The sequence below is a fragment of the Rodentibacter myodis genome, assembly GCF_001999305.1.
Lineage (GTDB): Bacteria > Pseudomonadota > Gammaproteobacteria > Enterobacterales > Pasteurellaceae > Rodentibacter > Rodentibacter myodis.
Genome location: NZ_MLHQ01000014.1, coordinates 66,535 through 84,034 on the forward strand (window position 1 = coordinate 66,535; position 17,500 = coordinate 84,034).

Annotated in this window: 12 protein-coding genes and 1 pseudogene; 7 read left to right on the forward strand and 6 right to left on the reverse strand. The window is 37.2% G+C overall.

Going from position 1 to position 17,500, the window contains the following annotated elements; translation table 11 throughout:
* Positions 1 to 77: 77 nt before the first annotated feature.
* The 5 genes from fahA to BKL49_RS12815 all read left to right on the forward strand — a co-directional run bounded on the left by fahA (position 78) and on the right by BKL49_RS12815 (position 3,971).
* On the forward strand, positions 78 to 1,241 hold the full coding sequence (gene fahA, locus BKL49_RS06465; RefSeq protein WP_208607810.1) for a fumarylacetoacetase: 1,164 nt from the start codon (positions 78 to 80) through the stop codon (positions 1,239 to 1,241).
* 24 nt (positions 1,242 to 1,265) lie between these two features.
* On the forward strand, positions 1,266 to 1,901 hold the full coding sequence (gene maiA, locus BKL49_RS06470) for a maleylacetoacetate isomerase (RefSeq protein ID WP_077423796.1): 636 nt from the start codon (positions 1,266 to 1,268) through the stop codon (positions 1,899 to 1,901).
* Between the two features lie 113 nt (positions 1,902 to 2,014).
* Entirely contained in the window at positions 2,015 to 2,488 is a 474-nt protein-coding gene (locus tag BKL49_RS06475) for a VOC family protein (RefSeq protein WP_244151966.1), read from the forward strand.
* Between the two features lie 159 nt (positions 2,489 to 2,647).
* Positions 2,648 to 3,319, forward strand: coding sequence for an MFS transporter (locus tag BKL49_RS12495; protein WP_208607811.1), 672 nt, complete (start codon positions 2,648 to 2,650; stop codon positions 3,317 to 3,319).
* On the forward strand, positions 3,267 to 3,971 hold the full coding sequence (locus BKL49_RS12815; protein WP_208607812.1) for an MFS transporter: 705 nt from the start codon (positions 3,267 to 3,269) through the stop codon (positions 3,969 to 3,971). The genes BKL49_RS12495 and BKL49_RS12815 overlap by 53 nt, the downstream gene beginning before the upstream one ends.
* A gap of 385 nt (positions 3,972 to 4,356) precedes the next feature.
* Here the strand turns inward: BKL49_RS12815 and BKL49_RS06485 are convergent, their stop codons facing one another.
* Both BKL49_RS06485 and BKL49_RS06490 read right to left on the reverse strand, forming a co-directional pair.
* The gene (locus tag BKL49_RS06485; RefSeq protein WP_077423797.1) at positions 4,357 to 7,128 is read right to left on the reverse strand and encodes a M16 family metallopeptidase; all 2,772 of its coding nucleotides are present in this window, start codon (positions 7,126 to 7,128) and stop codon (positions 4,357 to 4,359) included.
* A 53-nt stretch (positions 7,129 to 7,181) separates the two neighbouring features.
* Complete coding sequence (locus BKL49_RS06490; protein ID WP_077423798.1) at positions 7,182 to 9,542, reverse strand: TonB-dependent receptor plug domain-containing protein; 2,361 nt, start codon at positions 9,540 to 9,542, stop codon at positions 7,182 to 7,184.
* Positions 9,543 to 9,705: 163 nt separating this feature from the next.
* Here BKL49_RS06490 and BKL49_RS06495 point away from each other — a divergent pair.
* Positions 9,706 to 10,347, forward strand: a pseudogene (locus BKL49_RS06495) (IS1595 family transposase).
* Between the two features lie 259 nt (positions 10,348 to 10,606).
* Here BKL49_RS06495 and BKL49_RS06500 read toward each other — a convergent pair.
* Together BKL49_RS06500 and BKL49_RS06505 are read right to left on the reverse strand one after the other, a co-directional pair.
* Complete coding sequence (locus BKL49_RS06500; protein ID WP_077423814.1) at positions 10,607 to 11,428, reverse strand: OmpA family protein; 822 nt, start codon at positions 11,426 to 11,428, stop codon at positions 10,607 to 10,609.
* A gap of 16 nt (positions 11,429 to 11,444) precedes the next feature.
* Positions 11,445 to 14,957 carry a YadA-like family protein gene (locus BKL49_RS06505; protein ID WP_077423799.1) on the reverse strand — a complete coding sequence of 1,171 codons (3,513 nt, stop codon included), beginning with the start codon at positions 14,955 to 14,957 and terminating at the stop codon, positions 11,445 to 11,447.
* A 502-nt stretch (positions 14,958 to 15,459) separates the two neighbouring features.
* Here BKL49_RS06505 and BKL49_RS06510 point away from each other — a divergent pair.
* Positions 15,460 to 15,921: a DNA-binding protein gene (locus BKL49_RS06510; RefSeq protein ID WP_077423800.1), complete on the forward strand. Its 462-nt coding sequence runs from the start codon at positions 15,460 to 15,462 to the stop codon at positions 15,919 to 15,921.
* Positions 15,922 to 16,265: 344 nt separating this feature from the next.
* Here BKL49_RS06510 and BKL49_RS06515 read toward each other — a convergent pair whose 3' ends face one another.
* Both BKL49_RS06515 and BKL49_RS12320 read right to left on the reverse strand, forming a co-directional pair.
* Positions 16,266 to 16,592 (reverse strand): transposase, encoded by a 327-nt coding sequence (locus tag BKL49_RS06515; RefSeq protein ID WP_077423801.1) that lies wholly within the window; start codon positions 16,590 to 16,592, stop codon positions 16,266 to 16,268.
* Between the two features lie 673 nt (positions 16,593 to 17,265).
* Complete coding sequence (locus BKL49_RS12320) at positions 17,266 to 17,436, reverse strand: hypothetical protein (RefSeq protein ID WP_158074789.1); 171 nt, start codon at positions 17,434 to 17,436, stop codon at positions 17,266 to 17,268.
* Between the last annotated feature and the right edge of the window lie 64 nt (positions 17,437 to 17,500).

Genomic DNA, 17,500 nt, shown 5'->3' on the forward strand with positions numbered 1-17,500 from the left:
AGTTTTTTAAACATTGATCCAAATAGTGATTTTTAAATCTATAACTTACCTTATGGTATGCTGGCAAAACGCCTCGTGTGGCTATTGGTGATTTTGTGGTTGACCTAAGTGTGTTATCGCAAGTTAATTTAATTCCTATAACAACCGATATTGCACAACAACCTACTTTAAACCCACTTATTGCGTTAGGTCGCCCTAAGTGGCAAGCGTTACGTAATCGCTTACAACAGCTTTTATCTAATGAATGTTCTTTACTACGTGATAATTTGATGTTGCGTCGTCAGTCATTAATTCACCGTGCTGATGTGTTAATGCATTTCCCGCTTGATATTCCAGACTATACTGATTTTTACTCTTCTAAAGAGCATGCTTACAATGTTGGGTGTATGTTTCGAGGAGAAGAAAATGCTCTAATGCCAAACTGGAGCGAACTCCCCGTTGGCTATAATGGTCGTGCGGGATCCATTGTTATCAGTGGTACCAATATCCATCGTCCTTGTGGTCAAATAAAACTCCCTGAGCGGTCACGACCAATCTTTAGCGCTTGCCGTCGTTTAGATTTTGAGTTGGAAACCGGTTTTATTATTGGCTATTCTTCTCAACTTGGACAACCTGTTTCAATTGAAAATGCAGCAGAGCATATTTTTGGAATGGTCCTATTAAATGATTGGTCAGCACGTGAGATTCAGCAGTGGGAATATATACCGCTTAGTCCTTTCAACGCGAAAACCTTTGGCACATCTATTTCGGTCTGGGTAGTTACAATGGAAGCATTAGAACCTTTCCGTTGTCCAGCTCCCAATCAGGAGCCGAAACCATTGAAATATTTACGAGAAAAACAAGATAACAATTATGATATTTCTCTTCAGGTTATTTTAGAAGTAGAAGGGAAAGAAACCATCATTTCTGATACTAATTTTAAATATATGTATTGGACTATGGCGCAGCAGTTAACACATCATACAGTAAGTGGTTGTAACTTAAGAATTGGAGATTTAATGGGCTCTGGTACGATTTCAGGACCAACTAAAAATAATCGGGGTAGTTTGCTGGAGCTTACTTGGAATGGGTCTGAACCAATTATGTTAGAAAGTGGGAATAAACGAACGTTCATTGAGGATGGCGATACCATTATTATGCGTGGGTATGCCCAAAAGGGGCATATTCGGGTTGGTTTTGGGGAAGTTCGAAGCAAAGTTCTACCAGCGAACCACCCTTTATTAATTCAGGAAGAGCATTAATACAAAATTTAAGGAAAACGAATAATGAAACTTTATAGCTATTTTCGTAGTTCGGCATCATATCGAGTACGTATTGCTCTAAATATTAAAGGTATTTCTTATGAATATGTTCCGGTACATTTAATAAATAATGGTGGGCTGCAGCATCAAGAAACTTATCGCAAACTGAACCCGTCCGAACTAGTACCAATGTTAGTCGATGGGGAAAACATCCTAACGCAATCTGTTGCCATAATTGAATATTTAGAAGAGAACTATCCGTCTCCATCTCTTTTACCAAAAGATTCTTACCAAAAAGCTAGAATACGAGCATTTAGTTTGGATATAGCATGCGAACTTCATCCTCTAAATAACTTGCGGGTTCTACAGTATTTGCAACAACAATTTCAAATTAATGACGAAGTAAAAAATAGTTGGTATAGGCATTGGGTTAACCTTAATTTTTCGCATATAGAAACAAAATTGGAAGGGAGGCAGGATTTTTGTTTTGGTTCCAATCCAACGATGGCGGATTGTTTCTTAATACCTCAGGTTTTTAACGCATTACGTTTCAACGTCAACTTAGATCTTTATCCCAAGATTCAGGCTGTGTATGAACACTGCATGAGACTTGATGTTTTTCAAAACGCGGCACCCGAAAGACAGCCGGACGCCGAATAATCTCTCTAAACTCAACAGAAAGGAGAACATCATGACCTTTAATATCGAAAAAATACACCATGTAGCTTACCGCTGTAAAGATGTTAAGGAAACTGTCGATTGGTACAAAAAAAATGTTGAATATGGACTTTATTTTAGCTTTTGCTGAAAATCATGTTCCTTCAACTCATGAACCTGATCCTTATATGCATATTTTTTTAGATGCAGGAGAGGGGAATGTGTTGGCATTTTTTGAATTACCGACTAAACCTGAAATGGGGTTTGATCGTAATACTCCCGCATGGGTACAGCATTTAGCCCTTAAGGTTGCTGATCGTCAGGCGTTGATTAATGCTAAAGAACATTTGGAGAAAAATGGTGTGGATGTTATCGGTATTACAAACCACGGTATTTTCCACTCTATTTATTGTTTCGATCCAAATGGACATCGTATTGAATTGACTTATGATGATCCCAAGGCTGCCGATAAAATTGCCCTGATTTCGGAAAGTATGAAACAGGATATGATTAATGAATGGGTAAGAACCCGTCGGGCTCCTACACATACACAATTCCTCCATGCTGATGAATTCAGTAACATTAGCTGATATTTCTAATTTGGGGCGGAAAATTGAAATTATTTATCATCACCTTTCCGCCTAATTTCAATTTAATATGAGGCATATTCATACAGATAGTGTAGAAATGCTTTCTGTTTTCATGCCTATATTAAAATATTATTCTTATCAACCTCGAGAGGCTAAATCATGACTATTAACGAAATTATTGATACCCATCCGCTCGGTAAAAAACAAATTAGTATTATTATTCTTTGTGGTTTTCTTATGGTTTTTGATGGTTTTGATGTACAGGCTATGAGTTATGCTGCTCCTTCAATTTTAGAACAGTGGGGTATAGATAAGGTGGTATTAGGGCCTGTGTTTAGTGCTGGGCTTTTAGGGTTAATGTTGGGTTCATTAGTTCTCAGTGTATTTTCCGATCGTTTTGGACGTCGTCCAATTTTAATTATATCTACTTTTGCATTTTCGGTATTTATGCTACTAACGCCTTTAATACAAGATATTCGATATTTAATATTAATGCGGTTTTTAGCAGGTTTCGGTTTAGGTGCTATTATGCCGAATGCAATGGCTTTGTGTGGTGAAATTACGCCAAAACAGCGCAAGGTTTCTATTATGATGTGGATATCTTGTGGATTTACGTTAGGTGCTGTTTTAGGAGGGCTATTTGCTTATTTAGTGATTCCTTATTTGGGGTGGCAGTCAGTATTTTATTTTGGTGGAATTATTCCTTTACTTATTAGTGTTATTATGATTTTTAAGCTTCCCGAATCTCCTCAATATTTACAGATTTCTGGTCAATCATTTGAAAAAAATCAAACAATCTTTAAACTATTTTTTTCCACATATTTCTTTTGAAGAAAATAATATCAAGGCGCTGATTGATATTAAATATTCTTCGTTAAAGCAAAAGCATATTCCTATAACTCAATTATTTACTAAACAACATAGATTTTTTACTATCAGTATTTGGTGTGTTAGTTTATGCAATATGATTGGGTTTTATTTTCTTTCAAACTGGTTGCCGACTTTAGCTAAAGTTTCTGGTTATGATCTACAACAAGCCGTTTTACTTGGTGCAACTTTACAAATAGGAGGGGCATTAGGTACTTTCATTATGGGGAGAATGATCGATAAACAAGATTTTTTCTACGTAATGGTTCCTTGTTTTGTGATTGCAATTATTAGTATTGTTGGGATTAGTCAATTGTCGTCGCAACAAGGAATACTGTTCTTATTAACTTTTATTGCTGGGTTTGCTGTGGTTGGTGGACAACCAGCTATTAATGCAATGGCCGCTAATTTTTATCCTGTTAATTTGCGTACTACAGGGGTAGGGTGGAGTTTAGGTATTGGGCGTATCGGTTCGGTAATAGGCCCGTTATTAGGTGGTTATTTACTTCTAATTAATCTATCAATTTCATCTATTTTTTTTATCATTGCTTTACTGTCCACCTTAATCGTAGCACTTCTGGTTTGGTTATATATTTCAATCAATAAAAAAATATAAATCCTAATCAATTGAATAGTAAATTTTTATCACCAGATTGTAATTTTTTGTTGTGTCTATTTAATCGCCGAAGATATTTGTTAGTTTATTTTGATTGAAAGTTAATGCAATCATATTAAATAGTAGTTTTATTTTGGGATAATTAAAATTGGGAACATTTCATTCTGTTTATGATGGCTTCTTAGAGATGACATTAAATACTTTGGAAATATTGATAGTAGCTTTTGGGTTTATTTGCAGTGAATATCAATAGGCTAAGATATAAAATCCTAGCTTTTCACTTATGTGTATATTATTGTCAATTCATTGTTTTATAAAAATCTCATTAAAATAAGTTATGTTATTTTTATAATTAATAAATGATGTTAATAATTATATTGTAGTTCTATTTAGTCAGTACGGCTTCAAATCTGGTTTGGCGATTGAGGAGTTTTTTTGCCATCACATTGATTTTTTCTAAGCTAACGTCCTGTTCTAATTGTTGGTACAAATAGATCAAATCGGGACTTTGAGTGAGTAAATAACTTTGTTCCACTTGGGTTAATACAAAGACTAAACGATCAAAGTGTTGTTTAATTTGAATTTGTTTTTCTGCGAGTTTTTTGGCTAATAATTCAGGCTCAACGCCTTTTTGGGCGAGTTCATCCATCACTTGTTGGGTAAGCTGTAGTAAGTGATTAACCTTATCAGGTGCCGCACTGAACGTGATTCTTCCTTCCGCTTGCGGAAGCTGTGGTTCTTGAAAAATAGAAACATTGACTGAATAAATACTGGATTCTTGTTCACGCAGTAATAGACGTAGTTTTTCTTGCAAAATATCCGCTAAGATATCAAATAGATAAGTATTTTCCGCCCGCCATAAGTTATTCGCCACAAAATAAATTTCTGCTTCCGCTCGTGGCTCTGAAAAACCTGTAATGACTAGCTGCTTTTTGGGTACAGCTACTTTTACAGCATAACTTGGACGCGATTGTTTTTTTACTTCCATATTGGCTAAATATTGTTTAGCTAATTTTCGTACCTCAGACAATTCAATATCCCCCACGATAAAGTAAGTGAAATCGGTTTTCTCGCTCAAATAATGCTGATAAATTTGGCTTAATTTGGGGGCAGAAAGTGCGGTCAGATTTTGCTCGGTTTGGCTATAAACGGTTTCAACATTAGGGTGGCGTAGTTTTGCGACCTTGCGTGCAAATTCAGTTTCCTTATCTTGTTTATGCAAATATTCCAAACCGTCTTTTTTATATTTAGCTAAAATATGATCATCTACAGGGGCAGATTGTAATTTTAAGCGGAATAATTTTAATACCTTTTCAAAATCTGCCGTTTTACTCGTGCCAACAAAGCCTTGGTAATAATCATCTAAAACCGTTGATAAACCCAGTGGCGTGTTGCGGAACAAATGAAGGAAATCTTGTCGGGATATTTCTCCTATGCCACTTTCATCCACCACTTTAGCCGCAGAACGCAATAGATGAAAATCCTGTGTGGGAATGGAACGTACACCGCCTGTAGTCATCGCTTTGAAATACACTTGTTTTGGCGTCTTGTCGCTGTACACATAAATTAATTTACTGCCATTACCAAGTTGAAATTCATAAATATTCCCCAGATCTTTCTGCACTTCTTGTATAATCCTACCTGGAATTAAATTCAATAAAGGCAATGTTTGTTTAGTTATCTGATTTTGCCATCGTTGTTGAGGCTGGTCAAAACTAGTTTGCCAAAGGGTTTCCACTTCACCCTGATTTAGTAGCAATTTGTGTTGTGGGCTTGGCAACGTGAGCAGCATTAATTTTGATGATAATACGCTAATACGAGCAAATTCTTGCTCCACCTCTTGTTGCGTAATCATTTTTAACAAACGAGATTTCAGTTGATATTCTTGTGATTTACTTAAAAACACAGGGTTTTTCATCACACTTGTGCTGAGTAATTGAGTAGCAATCGCTAAACTTCCTTCTTTTGATTCCGATTTACGTTGGTTTAGCCGCTGTAACCGTTTAATTTCTTGTTCAAATTCCCCTTGGCTAAAACCATATTGCTTAATTTCCGCCATAAATTGAAATAATAATTTTATCCCTTGTTGATAGTCGGTACTGTTGAGTTGTAAAGTAAATAAATGTTGTTGGGTTTCTCGCCCTAACAGGGAATCATAAAAGGCTGCGGAATCAATCAAGGCTGGATATTGTTTTTCCCATTGTTGCAATCGGGAATTGAGTAAACCGCCCATAACGGCACGGATTAACTCTTGTTTGTAATCGGCTTCCGTATTGGTTTCGTGGAATGGTTCAAATAAGCTGAAATCAATACTGCGATAATCAGTCTCTTTTTCCGCAACGGTTGCAAAACGAAAATGATTGACTAATGGAATATGAAAATCAATTTTTTCTAACGGCGTAGCAGGGGATTTAGTATGCGCTAATTTTTGTTTAATTAATGATTGAATTTTATTTTTATCAATATCGCCCACGATAATTAGGGACATATTATCTGGGCGATACCATTTACGATAAAAATCTTTTACTCGTTGTGGTGAGACCTGTTTAATAATATTGACGTCCCCAATCGGATCACGCTGGATATAGCGAGAATTTGCCATTTCAACCGCACTTTTTTTATCGCCAAGACGCAGCATAGGGCTTAGGCGAGCACGCCATTCTTCTAGCACAACGCCTCTTTCTGCATCTAAGTCTTGTGGCAAAATAGTTAAATGGTTCATCCATTGCTCAATCACTTCCAATGCAAGAGAGAGTTTTTGTTCATCGTTATTGGAAAGATTGAGGGTATAAACGGTATTTTCAAAATCGGTAAACGCATTAATATCACGGGCAAATGTCATACCCAATTTTTCCAACGCATTGATGATTTGATTGCGAGGGTATTTTTGTGAACCGTTAAATGCCATATGCTCAACGAGATGAGCTACGCCTTTTTGATCCTCATCTTCATTCATAGAACCTGCATTAACGACAAGACGGAGATAAACGCGATCTTTCGGTTCCTCATTTTCCAATATGTAGTAACCTAAACCATTCTCTAATTTACCCTGTAAAATATCAGGATGAAAAGGTAAAGCATTCTGACTTTTCAAGGTCGTTTGTGTGCAGCTCACTAAAGTCAGAAATAAACATAAAAGTGCGGTAAGTTTTTTCATAATTTTAATAGATAACAGAAATAAAAGGCGTTTTGTACGCCTTTCTCAGTGAATCAAAATTCATAGCCCATTTCCAACCAAAATTCTCGCCCTGGCGTGTATTCGCCAAAGTTTTCTGAGCCGTTTTGTTTCATTATTTTTCTTGTTTTATTTAAGACATTTAACACATCCACTTGGATATAAGGTTTGTGCTGTTTGGCAATAGTTGGTTGCCAGCGTAAACGCATATCCCATTGCGTATGAGTGCCATAATTGAATGTGCGATAGATCGGCTTTTCCAGTTGTTCATCTATTTCTTTATAGCCTTTAACTGGTGCTTTCACCCAAATATAATTTGACCAAGTAAGACCATATTCAGGGATCGCCATATCAAGGTTGTAACGGATAGTCCAATCTTCGCTGTTAGCATTCACTTTACGGCGCATTTCTTCACGCGTCATCATTTTGCCGTCTAAAATGACTAATTCCTTGCCATTCACACCTTGAACATCACGAAGTTTTGTCTCTAGCCAGTCAAAAGCTAATCCCGTATTCCAATAGGTTTTGCCTAATTTCCAAGGCTCAATACTATTAACCTGAAAAGTATATACATTCACATTATAGGGGTTACCATTTTTATATTCGGCGACTTTCTTACCTTCATTATCTTCGTAACGATCTAATAGAATGCGTTGGCGGTTTTGGCGATAAATATATTTTAAATTAAAGGCAAAATTCCCCCAATTTTGCTCGAACCCTAGACTTAATTCATTCGCATAAGGGGTTTTCAATGATTGGAGTTTACTATAACGGCGAGTTTCATTTTCGTTTAATTTGAGAATTTTATCTGTGAGTTTTAAGGAGGCGAATGAACGTCCATAATAACGGTTGTAACCTAGGCTTAATCCTGTATCTTCAAAGGGTTTCCATTTGGCAACCAAGCGCGGTGCAATATTCGTATTTTTTAAATAGTCATCACGTTCAGCGCGCACTCCCGTACGGAATTCAAAATAACGCCATTTCATTAAATCTTCTGCATAAAGCGCAAGATTTTGATATTGCGTATGGGCTTTTCCCTTTTTAGCTCGCAATTCTCTAGGGCTATCGGGAATTAAATCGGGCGGTAATTCAGGATCAAAAAAAATGATTTTACCAGTAACATCTTGATCGCGATTAAATTTATACTGGGTAAATTGGTAATTCGCCCCGATGGAAATATTGTGATTAACATTGCCCCAATCAAAGGTATTTAAGGCATATTCCATCGCAGCAGAGGCATTACGCTGTCTTAATTGGCTATCACCATAACCGCCAATTTCAATAGCATCATCAAGCTCAGGAATAATCAGTGTTTCTACATCGGCTGACTCAGAATCACGTTTATCTATCATTTGATCATAAGCTAATGTCGTGGTGAGTATGCCTGAATTGAATGCGTGAATCCAAGCAAGCGTCGTACCAGAGGCTTGATGATAGTCTTTCACATTATTGTTTAACGTATTTGGATAGAATTTGCTTTCACTATAATTAGAATAACGTAAACCTAATTCAATACGATTATCGGTGTTTGGTGTCCAGTTGAAATTAACTAAACCATTATCCGATCGAAAGCGATAGAATTGATTATCACGTTTGCCTTCTTTTGATACTAACTGACTTTGTTGGATAGTTGAGCCACGGCGACTAAATCCAATGACAACACCAAGATTATCCGTTAATGCTTGCTCCGCAAGCACATTAAAGAAGTGTTTTTTATATTTAGGTTGATAAGTGGCTTGCAGCGTTGCATCAGGTAAGAGATTTTTGAATTTATCTTGTAAGCTCGCATCAGCGTGCAATTTAGCCCATGAAGATCCCGTGGTACGATAATTAAGTTGAACTCCATTTTTACCATTATATTGACGAGTTTTGGCTACAACAGCTCCCCCAGTAAATCCACCAAGGCTGGCAGAAATATTACTGTCATGCACGACGATAGAAGAGAGCATATTAGCATCAAAGAAATAAGCTTGAGTATGTCCAAGCCCTGGAACAACTTGCATTGCGCCATCAAATACTTCACTATCCACCATTAAGTCATTGTTAACATTTACATTATCTACAAAAAAAGCGGTTTGATTGGCATCAGCACCATTAATGGAAATATTGTCAGGTTTAATTTCGCCACGTTGCGTTCCGTTTTGGTCGCTTTGCTCAAAACGTATGTGAGGATTGGTTTTTAGATAATCAGTGATATTGCCGTTAGAATTCGGTATTGTTTTTATTTTTTCTTTAGAAATGGTTTGTGAAGAAGAGAGTTCCTGCGTTTGGTTTGCATAAACGACGATTTCTTCTAATTGGTTTTTTTCTTTAAATGGTTTTTCATCGGCGAATGAATTAATTGCCAGGGAGGAAAGACCACAGACAACAAAACAATGAAGATAAGATAGCCTCACCTTAGTTAACTCCTTTTATATCGTATAGTAATTGGTCTAATGAAGTTCCGTCTCTCCATTATAACCTTATTTTAAATTAATAATAATTATTATTATTAATCTTATGTTGGGTATAAGACTTGGGGCGGTAGTAGATTAGCATATATGCTATACATACTACCAAATTAAGATAACCCATTGTAAATTAAAGAAATCTATACAGAAAAAGCGCCTTGAAATTTTTGTTGCTGAAGTAATCGCAAGAACGACTGCTGATCAACCTAATACAGCAGCCTTGTTTTACCACAAAATTAGGTTTGTCATTGAGTACCACTAGCTCTTGAAGCTCACGAAGTTTTTGAGGGTAACATTGAAGTAGATGAAAGTTATTTTGGCGGTCATCGCAAAGGAAAAGGTGGTCGTGGTGCGGCAGGAAAAGTAGCGGTCTTTGGTTTGTTGAAGCGGAAAGGAGAAGTGTTTATTGTGGTGGTAGAGAATATAAAGTCAGAAACGCTAATGCCTGTTATGACAAGGAAAATCAAGCTGGGTAGTTGGGTTTATACAGATACTTATTGCAGTTATGATGCTCTTGATGTGAGTGAATTTCATCCCGAAAGGATTAATCATTCTGAGTTATTTGCAGTGAAACAAAGCCATATTAATGGCATTGAGAATTTTTGGAATCAGGCGAAGAGGGTACTGAGAAAATATAATGGAATAAGCCGAAAAAATTTTCCATTGTTCTTAAAAGAATGTGAATTTCGGTTTAACTTTTGGGACACCAAAAGAGCGGTTGAAAGTATTAAGAAAATGGTGTGATATTTAGGGCTAATCTACTATAACCCCGAGAGACTAAATTACGGTAGTTTGATTTTTAAACAAAAATCCGGATTTAATGTACATTTGAGATAGTATGGGTTTGCCAAGGTAGATTTTAGTGAGGTATAGGATAAAAACGGTCACATTATTTTTCAATATAGTGTAAAAAAAGCCAACAAAAATTGTTGGCTTTTTTAATTTAAATTTGGAAAAATTGATCAATAACTACTGTTTATTTTAACCGTAATGTTTGATTATTTCGCGATCTATTCCTGATATAATAATGCAGGACCTTGGCTTTCTGGCTCCAGGCCTTTCGTTATATCTGAATTTACCAGACCTGAAACAACGATTTCTACGCGACGGTTGGGCGCCAAACAGTCTTTAAGAGCTTGTCCGGAACCATTACAAGCCTTCACCTGATGTGCTTCCCCGTATCCTTTAGCAAAAATTGGTACAGTAATACCATTTGTTTCCAAACGTTTTTTTACTTGTTCTGCCCGTTTTTGGGATAAATTCAGGTTATACGCTGTTGAACCTAGTCGATCGGTAAAACCACTCACTTTGATTTCTTTGATTTCGGTTCCTTTTTCATTGAGTTGTTCTGCTAACAGATCAACGGAATGTTTACCTTGTTTTGTTAGTGTGGCTTTATCAAATTCAAATAAATACTCACTACTTAAAGTAACCGCAAACTTACTATTACAACCGCTCGGATTCCACAGGAAAGTTTGTGCGTTCATTTGTTTATCAAATAAGATTTTATATTGACATACTTTATGTTCACCATCTTCCCGATAGTTAAACACATAATCCCATTCACGCACTCCCCACAATCCTTCGGAAAAGTGAGGGCGACCGAGTAAATTATAAATCTGATCTTTATTCATACCGGCTTCAACCATACGTAAGTTTTGCCAGTTAGGCCAAGAACCGAATTGACTACCACTGTGATTAAAACTGGAATCCTCAATCTTAGGCCAAACGACTTCTTCCGCCGTACCTTGAACCGTCACTTTACTTAAATTTCCGCAAGCCGTTAAGCCCATTACTGAAGAAAACAAGAACAGTGCGGATAAATGTTTCATTGTTTCTTTTAGTTGTTTACCATTCATAACCAGCTCCTGAACCAACAATAGCATTGCCTCTCGTATCAATACTTCCTGATAATGAAACAGTCCAATGACCGTTATCAGATGCACGAGAATACTTCACTGCAGTCGCAGACTCGCCACGGTAAGTTGCTGCACCGATTGCTAACATTGATTTACCGTTAAATCTCACTTGTGGTGTGGAAGCAATCGCTGCACTGCCTGCAATACCTGCTCGTAAATGACGATCTACCCGATGTACTTTACTATCTAATTTGTTGATCATTTTAATGCTGTTATTATTTGCCGCTTTTAATTGTGCAACATTAACTGCATCAGTATCATCTACGCCCTGTGCTACATTTTTAATCTTCTGGTTATTCGCATTTATACCATCTTGATTAATATAGGTTTTATTACCGACCTTATATTCACTTGATGTAATGCTGTTTACACTAAGATCATCTGCAGTGGCTACATTATAAATCGTCTGACCGTTCGCTCCTTTTGAGCTGGTGACTTTGATGTTTTTACCTGCTGTTACTTCTTCGCGTGATGCTAAAAGCGCTTCATGAACAGTATTTTTACCGGTATTGCCTAAATTATTAGTAACGACCCGACCATTTTGTACTGAAGTAGAACCGCCTAACGCTTTTGCAGTGCTATCTGCAACATTATGAAGTTGAGCGCCATTTACGCCGTCAGTAGAGCTATTCGAAATCTCACCTGCTGCAACATTGGTAATTTTATTACCACCGTTATTTAGTCCAGTTTTTGACAACACGGTATTGCCCGCAGTTACGGAATTCACATCAAGGTCATTCGCAGTTGCTACTTCATAAACGGATTGACCGTTAGCACCTTTTGTTTTGGTGACCTTGATATTTTTCCCTTCTTTCACTTCTGTTTTAGCAGCTTTTATATTTTTGTTAAGTTCATTCTTCACTTGGTAGATCTGAGAACCGTTGATGGCATCTTTTGATGTTTCGCTGATCTCACCGTCTTTCACGTTAGTGATTTTTTGACTGTTGGCGTTAATGCCATCTTTACTAATATAGGTTTTATCACCAACCTTATATTGATTTGAGGTTACGGAATTTACATTAAGATCGTCTTCAGTCGCAACTTCATAAATGGCTTGACCATTATTACCTTTTGTTTCGGTGATCTTAATATTTTTCCCTTGTTTCACTTCTGTTTTAGCGGCATTGACATTTTTATTAATGTCATTTTTCACTTGATAAAGTTGTGAACCATTAATCGCATCTTTTGATGTTTCACTGATCTCACCATTCGTCACATTAGTGATTTTTTGATTATTGGCGTTAATGCCGTCTTTGTTAATATAGGTTTTATTACCAACCTTATATTCATTTGACGTTACGGAATTCACATTAAGATCGTCTGTGGTCGAAACCTCATAAATGGATTGACCATCCTTACCTTTTGTTTCGGTGACCTTAATATTTTTCCCTTGTTTCACCTCAGTTTTAGCGGCATTGACATTTTTATTGATGTCATTCTTCACTTGATAAAGTTGAGAACCATTAATGGCATCTTTCGATATTTCACTGATCTCACCATTCGTCACATTAGTGATTTTTTGATCATTGGCATTAATCCCATCTTTGTTAATGTAAGTTTTATCTCCAACTTTGTATTTATTTGAGGTTACAGAGCTTACATCTAAATCATCTGCCACAGATAAATGATAATTTTTCGTTCCGTTTGCATTATCCGTTGCTTTCAAGTCAAGATTTTTTCCTGCCGTTACGGTGTTTTGGGTGTTTTTATCATTTTCTTTAACAAATTTGATGGCATCGTGAACATTATCTTTGCCTGTATCGCCAATATTTGTCATTGATAGCGTACCGTTAGCATTTACTGTCGAATTGCCACCCAGTATCTTTTTAGTGCTTTGAGCCACATTATCAAGAACCGCGTTGGTTGCATATAATTGGCTGCCGTTGATTGCATCTGTCGAGGATTTTGTAATACGCCCAGCGGAAACATTTTGAATTTGGCGGGTATTATTTTCACCTGCCCCGACAGATACTGTCGCACCGTTCGATTTATTACCTGCGAAACCACCGTAAGTCAAATTACCCACAGTTGCGTTATCGGTATCAACTGCGTCACCGGTTTGAGATGAAGCACCTAGTGCAACAGAGTTTGCATGCGTTGCTTTAGCGTGTGCTCCTATGGCAGTGGCTAAATTAGCCGAGGCGTTAGATAATCCACCGATGGCAGTAGTAAATTGAACATCTGTATGATTATATGTTCCAGATCTAGAACCGGATCCCAGTGCTATACCATAGAGGGAATAAACCTGAGAATCATAACCGTGAGCAACGCCACCTACTGCATTAATTGCTTTTGAGCCTTGTCCTATTACAGTTGACTGTTTGCTCGCATGATTAACTTGCGCTTTATTACCAATCGCGATCGCCCCGCAATCTTCCGTACCGCCTAAATTTGCGCACCAATCAACTAATGCTTCCTTACCGATTGCGATACTATTTGCTCCTGAAGCGCGAGCGCTGTGTCCAAGTGCAGTTGCCCCTACGCCGTTTGCAGTACTATCATAACCAACGGTGGTTGAATGTTCATAAGCTAAAGATTTTGCACCGATTGCCACAGCTTGTCCTGAAGATACCGATTCGCTTTTACCATTTTGAAATTTCAGCTCTGACGGTGTTGTATTGGCATCTTTACCGATAGTGACACTGTCTTTTGCGCCTAGCGAGCCGTAACCAATGGAGATTGCATTTTCACCAAAAGCATCTGCGGCATGACCTGCGGCGAATGTATTATTGCCGGAGGCTTTTGTTATACGCCCAATGGCAGCTGAATTCGCGCCGATCGCTTTAGTGCCATTACCGATACTTACAGCGCTTTCATTTGAGGCTAATGTATTATTGCCGATAGCAATGGATGCTTTGCCGGAAGCATTATTATTGGCACCGATTGCCAATGAATCATTTTCTGAAACGGTATTTTTTACCCCAACGGCAACAGTGTTGGCTTTTGTTACGTTATTTTCGTGTCCTATCGCGGTGACTTGAGAAGCGGTGACCTTATTACCGGAACCAAAAATATTACTTGAATTAATTGATATAGTGGCATTAACATCACCAAGATTATTATTTACGCCAAAAGAAGAGGATTGATTACCATTAACCCGATTATTATCACCAAAAGCCTGAGCTTGCTCGCCCTTTGCGGTGTTTCCATCACCGAAAGCATTCGCATCCTTTCCGTCAACTTCATTTTGATTACCAACTGCAGATGAAGATCCTTTTTTTGATTTGATAGTATTATCTTGACCTACAACAAAGCTACCCGGGCCATCTACTTGGGTTATTTCAGCGGAGTTTGTAAAATTTCCGTTACCGATTTCTTGGGGAGGATTTACAATGAAGGCTTTTTGTGGTGCTTCTGCAGCTTGAACCGAACTTAGCGATAAGGCTGGGAAACAAAGGAGTAATAAACGACGTTTTTGTTGAGATAAGTTATTAATAAACATAAGTTTTACACTTTTATTAGTTGATAAGCGTAATCATCTTCCAGCATAAATAGAAACTACCTTATCTTTTTTTAGATACATATAGCAGAAAATAGATTTTTACTGCCCACTCAATACACGATATTCACTTTTTAAATCAAGGAATACCGTAAAGGCAGTTACTCACGAACAAATAAACACATTGGTAAGCAGGAAATATGCAGAGAATGTAAGAAAATACGTGCTATATTCAAATTACTAACGATAACATATCACACGCCTAAATAACGGCAAAAAACAGATAGGCATTCTTTTAATACTACTACACAATATGCTATGCTTACCGCCTCTCGAAAAGTATTTGATTTATCCTGTGAGTAACTGAAAGGAACTATATATCAACTTTAAAAGGAACTCAATAGTTCCTTTCAATAAATTTAATTTTTTTGTATTGCCTTAAATTTACAAAAAATTTAAATTCTCACGAATATAAAAAGAAAATGAGTTCCTTTTTAAGTACTTTATGAAGAACTTTAAAGAATGGTTTTCCGTCAAGGAGTTAATAGATAAGAATTTACCGAATCTTCCTTCATCCGATAAAGGTATCGTGAAGAAAGCCGATAGAGAAGGATGGGAGAAACGGCAAAGAGCCGGTGTAAAAGGTAAGACATTTGAATATTATGTTGGTGATATGCCTGCAGAAGTACAACAGGCTCTAGGAATTGATCTCGCAGACAAACTAAAAAACAATATTTCGATTTCACCGAGAGGTGAGTGTATTGATCGATACATTGAATCTGTTAAGCAAGATCTCGATTTAATTAAAAATCTGTGGCACGACCGATATATGTCGGTATCAAAGCAGGCTATTAGTGAAGAGGAATTTGAATTGATTAGAAATTATCGCGAATGCCAAAGTGAAATGCAATTCGCTATAAAAGTCTTGGCGAAAACGATGGCATTAAAGAATAATGTTGATGTTTAAGGCTTGGTGGTAGATATCAATTTATCTAGTGACTATCCCCATTCTAGAATATAACGGGCAAAAAAGAGCGGTCAAATTTGACCGTAATGCCAGTCAGTTAACCCACTGACCGGCTCTTTTTATATGATATTTAAGCGTTTTTTCTCTCACGACTCCCAGATAGTTTCACTTTTTCTTATTAGAAAGTTCACAATGCCCCAACTCATCTAAAAGTGATTGGTACGCCTTAGGTGAATTTCCCGGACTTAATAATGATACGCCGGTGAAGTAAGCGATAACAGAAGCACTACATCCGGTAAGCTGAGGCTATTTTTGGGGAATTCCTTTGCACTTTGTCGCCTCAGTCATTGCCTTTCGGATGAGATTATACGCCCGTAAATTTCCCAAAATCTCTTGCTCGCCCTCTCTGGCTTTTTATTTTTTAATGTATAAGCTTGTGCCAATAGGTACTGCTTAACTTCTCGGTAACCCAATTCAATTTTCCGGCGATGTCGATAAACTGAAACAACTTCGTTCGCCGGATAAGTTGTATTATCAAGAAGAGAGGTAATACATTGAAAATGCTTACCCTTTTCTATTTTTTCTAATCCTAATTCACGTAAGATATCGTATTTTACCTCTTTTCGTAAGGGAATAAGCCAATGGCTTTGTGTTGAGGATGTTTGTACCATTGATAATCGCTATTAATGACCTGATGGCTCATTAAATCCATATAACAAAATCACTTTTACTTGAGAATAAAGCCTTTGTCTGCGATATGTCCGAGCGTCCAAATGTTTGTTCTAAAAATCACTCCGTCTACGGAAAAGAGATTCAGCCCACACCATTTAGGGTGCCCTTGATAAAAGTAAGGTGAAACTAATTTAAAAAGTCGTTTTAGGCTTTCTGCCCCCAATCATTGTCTGGCTTGAACAAAGCACTAGGGGGATCACCTGTTTTTTACCGGGGAGGGCTAAATCAAGTTGGTTTACGATACTTCTCAAGGATTATTTGCGATAAAGCCCGAGCCAATGACCGATTCAAGGAGAAGTCTACGCTTTCTTTTCACTATTGCGATATCACTTTCTTCTAAAGCTTAAGAGACCAATTCATCATCAAGGAAGGAGCTGAGTTTGTTGAGGGGATAGTGTGAAGAACGGTGAAAAGTTGTTTTGAGGGCTTGTGAGAGTTTCATAGATAATCCGGTATTAAAGTTGATACCAGATGATTTAACGATCATTTTCGATCGTCAAGAGAATTAATTGATCTGCATTACGGTTAAATTTGACCGCTCTTTTGTTTTGTAGGACAACGTTATTACTTTTCGTTACCAAATACCGATGTTTAGATATTTATATAAACTGCCTAATAATGCAATGCTTCTTTTGTCATTGCATTCGCTACCTCCTTTTCGGTTAAGGTTTCCATTGTTTTATCATAATGATAGTCTTGTACGGTTTTATCTAGAATTTGAATGACAACATCGGTGTTACCTTTTATTAAGGTTTGGATTTGATTAAATTGCATTAATGGCATGTACGATCTTTCCATCATGATGATGTATGTGACAGCGTTGATTTTCTTCTCCGGTAGAAAATCA

Coding starts and splice junctions, on each gene's coding strand:
- maiA (WP_077423796.1), top strand. CDS start 1,266: ATGAAACTTTATAGCTATTTTCGTAGTTCGGCATCATATCGAGTACGT.
- BKL49_RS06475 (WP_244151966.1), top strand. CDS start 2,015: ATGTTGAATATGGACTTTATTTTAGCTTTTGCTGAAAATCATGTTCCT.
- BKL49_RS12495 (WP_208607811.1), top strand. CDS start 2,648: ATGACTATTAACGAAATTATTGATACCCATCCGCTCGGTAAAAAACAA.
- BKL49_RS06485 (WP_077423797.1), bottom strand. CDS start 7,128: ATGAAAAAACTTACCGCACTTTTATGTTTATTTCTGACTTTAGTGAGC.
- BKL49_RS06500 (WP_077423814.1), bottom strand. CDS start 11,428: ATGAAACATTTATCCGCACTGTTCTTGTTTTCTTCAGTAATGGGCTTA.
- BKL49_RS06505 (WP_077423799.1), bottom strand. CDS start 14,957: ATGTTTATTAATAACTTATCTCAACAAAAACGTCGTTTATTACTCCTT.
- BKL49_RS06510 (WP_077423800.1), top strand. CDS start 15,460: ATGAAGAACTTTAAAGAATGGTTTTCCGTCAAGGAGTTAATAGATAAG.
- BKL49_RS06515 (WP_077423801.1), bottom strand. CDS start 16,592: ATGGTACAAACATCCTCAACACAAAGCCATTGGCTTATTCCCTTACGA.
- BKL49_RS12320 (WP_158074789.1), bottom strand. CDS start 17,436: ATGCCATTAATGCAATTTAATCAAATCCAAACCTTAATAAAAGGTAAC.